This window comes from Gilliamella sp. BG7 (genome assembly GCF_046635565.1).
GTDB classification, from domain to species: domain Bacteria; phylum Pseudomonadota; class Gammaproteobacteria; order Enterobacterales; family Orbaceae; genus Gilliamella; species Gilliamella apicola_P.
The window spans coordinates 1-8,412 of record NZ_JBIDFB010000023.1; the positions used below are offsets into that span (position 1 = coordinate 1).

The 8,412-nt window shown below is 32.2% G+C and carries 8 protein-coding genes and 1 CRISPR repeat array; all 8 genes read right to left on the minus strand.

From position 1 onward, the window contains the following. Positions 1-627 precede the first annotated feature (627 nt). Positions 628-1,857: a pentapeptide repeat-containing protein gene (locus tag ACGH49_RS10745; RefSeq protein WP_411589361.1), complete on the minus strand. Its 1,230-nt coding sequence runs from the start codon at positions 1,855-1,857 to the stop codon at positions 628-630. A 145-nt stretch (positions 1,858-2,002) separates the two neighbouring features. Further along, a complete protein-coding gene (locus tag ACGH49_RS10750) occupies positions 2,003-2,233 on the minus strand; it encodes a hypothetical protein (protein WP_411589362.1) in 231 nt (76 codons plus the stop codon). A gap of 49 nt (positions 2,234-2,282) precedes the next feature. Next, positions 2,283-2,735, minus strand: coding sequence for a single-stranded DNA-binding protein (ssb, locus tag ACGH49_RS10755; RefSeq protein WP_411589363.1), 453 nt, complete (start codon positions 2,733-2,735; stop codon positions 2,283-2,285). 689 nt (positions 2,736-3,424) lie between these two features. Continuing rightward, the gene (locus tag ACGH49_RS10760; protein ID WP_411589364.1) at positions 3,425-3,775 is read right to left on the minus strand and encodes a hypothetical protein; all 351 of its coding nucleotides are present in this window, start codon (positions 3,773-3,775) and stop codon (positions 3,425-3,427) included. A 160-nt stretch (positions 3,776-3,935) separates the two neighbouring features. Then, positions 3,936-5,222 (minus strand): hypothetical protein, encoded by a 1,287-nt coding sequence (locus ACGH49_RS10765; protein WP_411589365.1) that lies wholly within the window; start codon positions 5,220-5,222, stop codon positions 3,936-3,938. Between the two features lie 132 nt (positions 5,223-5,354). Then, a CRISPR array of direct repeats spans positions 5,355-5,922; the repeat unit is 28 nt; unit sequence TTTCTAAACTGCCTACTCGACATTAAAG. 138 nt (positions 5,923-6,060) lie between these two features. Then, positions 6,061-6,630 carry a type I-F CRISPR-associated endoribonuclease Cas6/Csy4 gene (gene cas6f, locus ACGH49_RS10770; RefSeq protein ID WP_411589366.1) on the minus strand — a complete coding sequence of 190 codons (570 nt, stop codon included), beginning with the start codon at positions 6,628-6,630 and terminating at the stop codon, positions 6,061-6,063. Positions 6,631-6,635: 5 nt separating this feature from the next. Continuing rightward, on the minus strand, positions 6,636-7,643 hold the full coding sequence (csy3, locus tag ACGH49_RS10775) for a type I-F CRISPR-associated protein Csy3 (RefSeq protein WP_411589368.1): 1,008 nt from the start codon (positions 7,641-7,643) through the stop codon (positions 6,636-6,638). Positions 7,644-7,667: 24 nt separating this feature from the next. Beyond that, the gene (locus ACGH49_RS10780; protein WP_411589369.1) at positions 7,668-8,144 is read right to left on the minus strand and encodes a hypothetical protein; all 477 of its coding nucleotides are present in this window, start codon (positions 8,142-8,144) and stop codon (positions 7,668-7,670) included. Between the last annotated feature and the right edge of the window lie 268 nt (positions 8,145-8,412).

An 8,412-nucleotide genomic window follows, 5' to 3' on the forward strand; every position in this document is an offset into this window, starting at 1 on the left:
GGAACGACACTTTCATTTTAATCAGACTTGTTATAATGAACAGTCGAATAACTCAAAAGGAACAATCGCAGAAATGGTCTCAAGAGGTCAAGTGAGGGGATGGCATAGGGATAGTTACCCGTATGGGCGAAAACCGCAGGTTTGAGTTTTTGCTAGCTTCAGCTAGCAAAAATATAGCCCGATTTTTCATAGAAAAAATGCCCAGTAAAATAAAAAAAAGGAAATGTTCGCATGCGAACAATGGTTATAATAAAATAATTAACACAAAAGAAACGCTTTAAACCTCCCATAAATTAACAAATCAATTGATTGATTGATTGAAATTCTAAAAAATCATTCCCTACAATTTTTAACTCAAAATCCCCCTCATCCCTTTGTATTCCATACAAAATATTACATAAATTTTTGTCTATCTCACAACAATGAAATGCCAACATTCTTTTTTCACTCCAACTTAAACCGTCAACATAAAAATCTCCTAAGTAGTAGATATAAATTTGATTAAAATCAGCAAGCTAATCTTAGCTTACTGATAACAGTATACCGCCGTTGATATATCAACGCTAGAAATATTTTATATTTTTAAAAAAATTGTTTAGATTAACAAGGATATCTTTAATATCACAATCAATTTTCATTGTTTAACCAAGCTGGACGTTCACCATTCCCACAATAAAAATCGATAATATCTAATAAAATAGGGTAAAATTTTAATGAATGTTTACCGTCCATTTCAGCTATTTTTTCCTTACTAAATTGACGCCAATCATTAATAAAATGCGATTGACAACCAGCTCTAACATATTTGCCATTGCAGATTGATATAAAATATTTCTCACCTGTAATTATAAATGTTTTTTCTGGTAAGATAGCACTTCGCAAGTCAGCATTTCGCAAGTCAGCTTCTTGTAAGTTAGCACCTGTTAAGATAGCACTTTTCAAATCAGCATTCCACAAGTTAGCCCCTTGCAAATCAGCATCTTTCAAGTCGGCATTTTTCAAGTAAGCATCTTGTAAGTTAGCATCTTGTAAGTTAGCCCCTTGCAAATTAGCATCTTGCAAGTTAGCAATCCAAAAATCAGCATTTTGCAAGTTAGCTCCTTGCAAGTTAGCACTTCGCAAGTTAGCACTTCGCAAGTTAACTCCTTGCAAATAAGCATCTTTCAAGTTAGCCCCTTGCAAATAAGCATCTTTCAAGTTAGCCCCTTGCAAGTTAGATTTTTCCAAAATAACATATTGCAAATCAGCATCTTTCAAGTTAGCCCCTTGCAAATCAGCATCTTGCAAATCAGCATATTGCAAATTAGCATCTTGTAAGTAAGCATCTTGCAAGTTAGCACCTCGCAAATCAGCATCTTGCAAGTTAGCATCCCACAAGTTAGCACCTCGCAAATCAGCATCTTTCAAGTCGGCATTTTTCAAGTAAGCATCTTGTAAGTTAGCATCTTGTAAGTTAGCCCCTTGCAAATTAGCATCTTGCAAGTTAGCATCCCACAAGTTAGCCCCTCGCAGATCAGCACCTCGTAAATCAGCTCTAACTCCATTTTTGTGAAAACTTTCAACCCAGATCCGATGTTGTTCTAATGTTTCATTAATATTCATTGTTTCATTCTTTTCAAAATAATCTTCTAACCAAAGTTTAAAACTTTCTTGCGATGCCTGTTCTGCTGTTACACTTTCCCAATGTCCGCAGCTTTCATTAAATCCACCACGATCTAACAACTCTTCGCATAATTCATCAATATAGTTATTAGAGTAATCAATTGAGTATTTATGCGACTTAATTTTTAATTTTAAATTTGTTAGATAATTTAGTAACCAATTCTGATAATTGATTTTTGGGAGGATAGTGTTCATAAAAAAATCTCCTAAGTAGTAGATATAAATTTGATTAAAATTAACAAGCTAACCTTAACTTGTTGATAACATTATATTGTAGTTGCTTTATCAACGCAAGTGATATATTATTTTTTTAAAAGAATTTAAATTACTGGAAAAATAATTATTTTCTGAGATTCTGATATTTCCTTACTTTAAATGAAATGCATTGAAAAAAAATAACTGTTCGCATGCGAACAGTTTTATTAAAGTCAACAATATCAATAGAAACTTTCGGAACAAATAAAACATCTGCATATTTTTCAAACAAATTACTAACAAAATTCTTACTAAATTCATCACCCATTCCAAATCTATTTGCTAGATCATATTTATTGATAGTTAATGTAGTCATATTTAAATCCTCTTTTAATATTCTTTACAGAATAGATCTCAGGTGAACTCTAGAATGGAATACCGTCATCAAAATCCTCTGGTTGTTCTGAGGTAGCCACAGGCTGTGCAGGTGTATTTTGTGAACCATCCCTCATGTTTTCACCACCATTGCGTGTTCCTAGAATTTGTAAAATACCACCAATTGGGTTGACTACAACTTCTGTTGTGTAATGATCTTGTCCTGACTGATCTTGCCATTTTCGAGTTTGTAATTGTCCTTCGAGGTAAACTTGTGAGCCTTTTTTACAGTATTCGCCAGCAATTTCAGCTAATTTGCCAAATATAACAACTCGATGCCATTCAGTGCGTTCACGATTTTCATTAGTTTGTTTATCCTTCCATGTTTCCGATGTTGCAATGCTAATATTCGTAACTGCGTTACCATTAGGCATGTAACGAACTTCGGGATCTTTACCTAAATTACCAACTAAAATAACTTTATTAATTCCTCTATTTGCCATTTTATTTTCCTCTCATTCATTTGTTTAATTAACTCTATGAATATTATTATATCACGTTGATACATCAACGAAAGTAATATATTATATTTTTTTGAAAAAAAATAATTTAAATTACAAAAAAAAGGATTGAATTTTTGCAAAAAAATGATTATTTCCTTAGATTCTGAGACGCCCTTGACCTTGACCTGCCCCGAATCAACGAGAGACATTTTTTTGATGAAGATTGTTTCCTTGAGTTCTTCGACAAAGTGAATGACAACAAGTCGAACAGATTAAAATGAAAGTGATAAACCGCAAGTCGCAGTCCGAACGAAGAGAGGAACCGAGTGAGGATTTGAGGAACGACACTTTCATTTTAATCAGACTTGTTATAATGAACAGTCGAATAACTCAAAAGGAACAATCGCAGAAATGGTCTCAAGAGGTCAAGTGAGGGGATGGCATAGGGATAGTTACCCGTATGGGCGAAAACCGCAGGTTTGAGTTTTTACTAGCTGAAGCTAGTAAAAATATAGCCCGATTTCCGCAGGAAAATGCCCCAAAAAAAGTTACATATCTTTTTATTCACTTATTTTTCTCTTTTCTTTTTTAATGCTTTTTCATATATCTTTACAACAGATCGCATCAGGAGAACATATTCAAACCGAGAAACTTTTCGCAAACTAAACATATTATTCTCTTTTTTAAGATTATATATCAAAGTTAAATACTTTCACGCCCTCGCAGGCTTTATCATCTCGATAATTAAAAAACATTGTTATGATACTTTCAGTGAAATCATTATCAAAATTAAATACATCAACGCCTTGAGACTGTTTTATTCTAACATAATTCAGCAATCCACGAATAAATGCCGCAAATGCACAATCAGGAAATTCTTGATAGTTCGACGTTTGAGGATTTATTTTTGACCAGCGGTTTATCTGGTTTTTAGTAACACAGCTAAAACCGCCAAGTTCAAATATCTTACTAACCAAATCATTATTTTTATATAATTTAGTTAGCTGTAAAAATCTATTAAATAAAAAATTATTATCCATTTCTCAACCATGATGATATATCAACAAAGATGTTTTTAAATTCTCTACACAATATTTAAAATATTTATATTCAACAATAAAATATAGTTTTGCATCCATAGACCACTTACCCAGTGGTCATAGAAAGATAACTAGTTAGCTAGATTCTAGCAAATATTAGTTAAACATAAACAGTGCAATTTTTATAAATTTTTCTTTTAAAAAAAGATTTAGAATCAAGACGTTTGCTTAATCGAATAGGTATAAATAAAGTTTCGGAGAACGCATGAAGGTATTGATTATTAGCTTTGTCAACTCTCACTCCATCTTTAAAATTCGGTTGCTGGAGTATTGCGTAACCACATGCAATAGGGTGTAAACGATGAGTTATAATATAATTAATAACATCTTTACTATCAATTGCTTTTTGCATTCTTGATTTAAAACTTCTAATGAAAAAATAGTTGCTATCTTCATCTATAGCTTCATTAGAAAAATGATAATCAAATATTACCCCTCCTGCCAGTCTCTTCACCCTCATCAATTCAGCAATAATATCATCACTATTAAAGTTAGTAACATCTAGAACAATAACAAAATCTAAAGAGCCTTTTTTTTCCTCTAATGCTAAGTGTGGAGTAAAAGCTCCCTTTTTCAGGCTTAATCCGAGTTTCCCTCCTTTCGATTCTTGACAATTTTTCAATCCGAACGCAAATGGTATTGCCTCATCATAATTTAATTTTAATTCAACAGATTCAATCATTCCACCGATAGCGGTTAACGCTGGCAATCCAGATGATATAAACCCAGAGTTAAAATTAGCGTCATTTAGTGTTCCATAAAAATAGAGATATTTTTTATTCTCATCCAAATCAATCATAATTTCTTTGTTTCTTCTGAAACACCCCAAAAACGGGTTTGTTTTTATCAAAAACTCGCCGCCATGCGCTACAGCTAATTCACCACGATTACCTAAGGTGACACCACGAGGTTGTATTCTATGTGAAAAATACCCTGCCCCAAAAAATTTTGCTGGTTTCATTTCACTGTGAGCTTTCGGATCTTTATTTTTCATGTACTCTAAATACTCTTTATACTCAAGATATTTATCTAATAAAACTTTATTAAATGCTCTAGCTTTTGTTGAAAATTCATCAATTAGTGCACATGATGTTAATGGTGAATGCACTATATAACCAACATTAGTCCTTAAAAATAATTGTTTTGTGTAACCGTCAACAAAATTAGGAAAATCACTACCATCCACTCCATCCATATTTGCTTTTTCAGCCATTTCTTTTGCTTCTTTGTAATAAGCGGCAGAAGAAGGGTTAGCCCAAAATTTTCTAGATTGTGTTACACAGTTTGAACTAATCAGGAAATCAGGTACATCTAAACTAGAATTAAACAGACAACCTACAACCTTACTTTTTGGTGTTAAAAATTTATTTGAGTGTGTAATTATCATAACTACCTCATTTTAAGTTACTTATTTAAAATCAACTAATTTATCAGCTATTTTTAGCTACAGAATGATATATACATTAAACTACTTACGTAGTATTGAATATTATATCACCGTTGATACATCAACGCAACATTTTAAAACTGCCTACTCGACATTAAAGCTAACCATTGTTGAGGATCGTGTTCCATGAAATTTCTAAACTGCCTACTCGACATTAAAGAATCTCTGTATTGCAAGAAAAAGAAATATTCATTTCTAAACTGCCTACTCGACATTAAAGAACAGCTTAATGCCTCAGATACTGATTTATTCTTTCTAAACTGCCTACTCGACATTAAAGTGTTGATTTGGTTTTAAATTACTGTTTGATATTTTCTAAACTGCCTACTCGACATTAAAGGTTTAACTTTACATTTTCTAAACTGCCTATACTTTCTAAACTGCCTACTCGACATTAAAGTCAACAAATTTAATTTTGAATAGAATTTAATATTTCTAAACTGCCTACTCGACATTAAAGTCAATCTTATTTTAAAGAAATAGAATTTAATATTTCTAAACTGCCTACTCGACATTAAAGACTTTTTCATTATTCATATTTGCTAATCCTAATTTCTAAACTGCCTACTCGACATTAAAGTTTCAATCAGGGCATCAAGCGCTGTAGCATTATTTCTAAACTGCCTACTCGACATTAAAGGTGAGTTCTATCTCAATGGTTTCTTTTTGTAAAAGAGCATACTGCACTTTTCCCTATTTTTTACCCTTTTTTTGAGTACATTTTAATATTAATAATAATCAATATGTTAAAAAACTCCCCAAAAAAAGGGTTAATGATTTAAAAATCAGGAACAGTGGCAGTTTGGCTTAACCCATAGCTATTAAATATACCTTGTACTGGCTCTGAACATTTTTCTCGCTTTAACCACAAAATAAATCTTTGTTCTGTACTTTTACTATTCAAATGAAAATATGGGTATTGCAAATCACCGTTTCCCCACTTTTCAATAAGCCTATTTTTCACTTCAGGTGTCCATTTACCTTGTGCTGTTAACCTTTCTTCAGCACGTCTCAAAGAACTCTTATTTTTAGGATTAAATCGTCTGAACCGTAAATAACCTTTTATTGTCGACGGTACTTTTGCAACAGATGTCAATAAAGCATAATCACTAATTGATGATTTTTGCTGTATGTCTATTTTTATTTTTTGCAATTCTTGCTCGCTACCAAATAGGCGAATTACTCCGCCTACTGTTTTTCGTAACTTGTAACAAGGAAAACTAATTGCGATATTTCCTTTCTGATTAACCAAAATCTGATGTAATGATTGCATTACTTGATTAATTACTTCCACCTCGGTTATCTCTATTTGAGATATAACTCGCAATTCAAAATAATGTGAGAGCATATTATTTACTCCTTACCACTCGCACCAAAGACACCACCACGAATTAATACCGCAATCACATAATGTTGTTGGTCAACTGATGGAGCTTCATCTTTTAAAACCCAATCATCAAATAATGAATAAAAATCCAATTCTTCTTTTGGCTGACGAAAAGCATGTCCCATGTTAGTTACGGATCCATATGGTTCTATTGCTATCGGAAATTGAGCATTATCCTCATACCATGTATCGATAGTTCGAATGGCATTACTAATTTTTTGTGAATGCATTGCTGCTTGCCGATTTTTTTCATACAAAACTTTACTCTTACCGTTAACTGGATCCAAAATCAATTCCTGAGATGGATAAACTTCCTGTCCTAAACCCATTTTTAGTTTGGCTACAACATTAAAAATGACAAACTCTTTACCACATAATCCTACCTCAATCAGTGTAGCAAGATCATTTACTGATTTATCATCATAATCAAATGAGTTTAGTTGATATTGTTTAACATCACTGACTTCGACCATTGGTTTTTCAGCATCCTTGCAAGTAATTGAAATACTAATTTGCTCTGCCGCCATACGATTACGCCATAACCAACGTCCGTTCAAAATATTAATAGCATAACGTTTAGCTAATGTTGACATTCCTTGTTGTCGAATATAATCCTGAGCAGTTTCTTGTAATCTTTTCCGATATTCCATATTATTACAAATTGAAGGGTTACCTAAAAAAGGTAACACTTTACAACTCCATTTAACGACCAAGGTATCTTTATCAGCATCCAAAGTAGCAACATCAATTTTTTGCAAATTAGCCTTTTGTATTTCTACATCTAATTTTGCTGGATCATCTGCTATCTTTTTTTTAAGACGATTTGAAATAGTACCTCGTATTGATTTTTCGGTTAACTTAACAGGAGATATATTAATATCATCACTATTTTGCTGTGCAAAGATCGCATCTGAAACATCGATACTACGTTCAAAAGCAAGTATGCTTGCTGTTGTAAGCTTAGCTTTACTCATAATTTACTCCTAATTATTAAGTGTCTAAATTTTCTTGGCTTCAAGGTAATTAGACAAAGAGTTAGCATCCAAACCACCATACGGTTGAGTTTCATAATTTTCTTCAACATATGAATCAAACAAATTTTGAATATTTTCTTCTATGGCCAACATTTCAAAAAATTTACTAGTTAATTCTTCTGCTTCCCAAAAATCTAATTTTTTTTCGTCGGCTATAGAGTTAACAAATTCTTGATATTCATTTCCTTCTTTATAAACTACTAATTTTGGATTCACTCCACCCGCATCAAAAGTATTAGAAGTTTGAAAACTAAAACCATAATAGATGTTATTATATATAAAAAAAGTATTAACCTGAATCGAACCTAAAAGAGGTTCTTCAATCCCGATTTCTTTATTCAAATCCGAAACCTCAATGTAAAGATCTTGGATAGAAATATTTACTGAAAATTCACCTGAATTATTCACTGAAATAACTTTATTAATTCCTCTGTTTGCCATTTTATTTTCCTTTCATTCATTTGTTTAATTAACTCTATGAATATTATTATATCACGTTGATGTATCAACGCAAGTAATTTTTAACCTTTTTATTAAAAAAAACGAGTTTTTTTTAATGGTAGCCAGCTCTTCGGAGGTAGTTATTAGCACAAAGTTTAACTGGCGGAACAAAAAAGTGTTTATATGAAAAACAGAACCCACCCACACCTTGCCCAACAATAGCAATGCTACAAGTGCAAACAGAGGTTATTTTTATGATATGGGGATA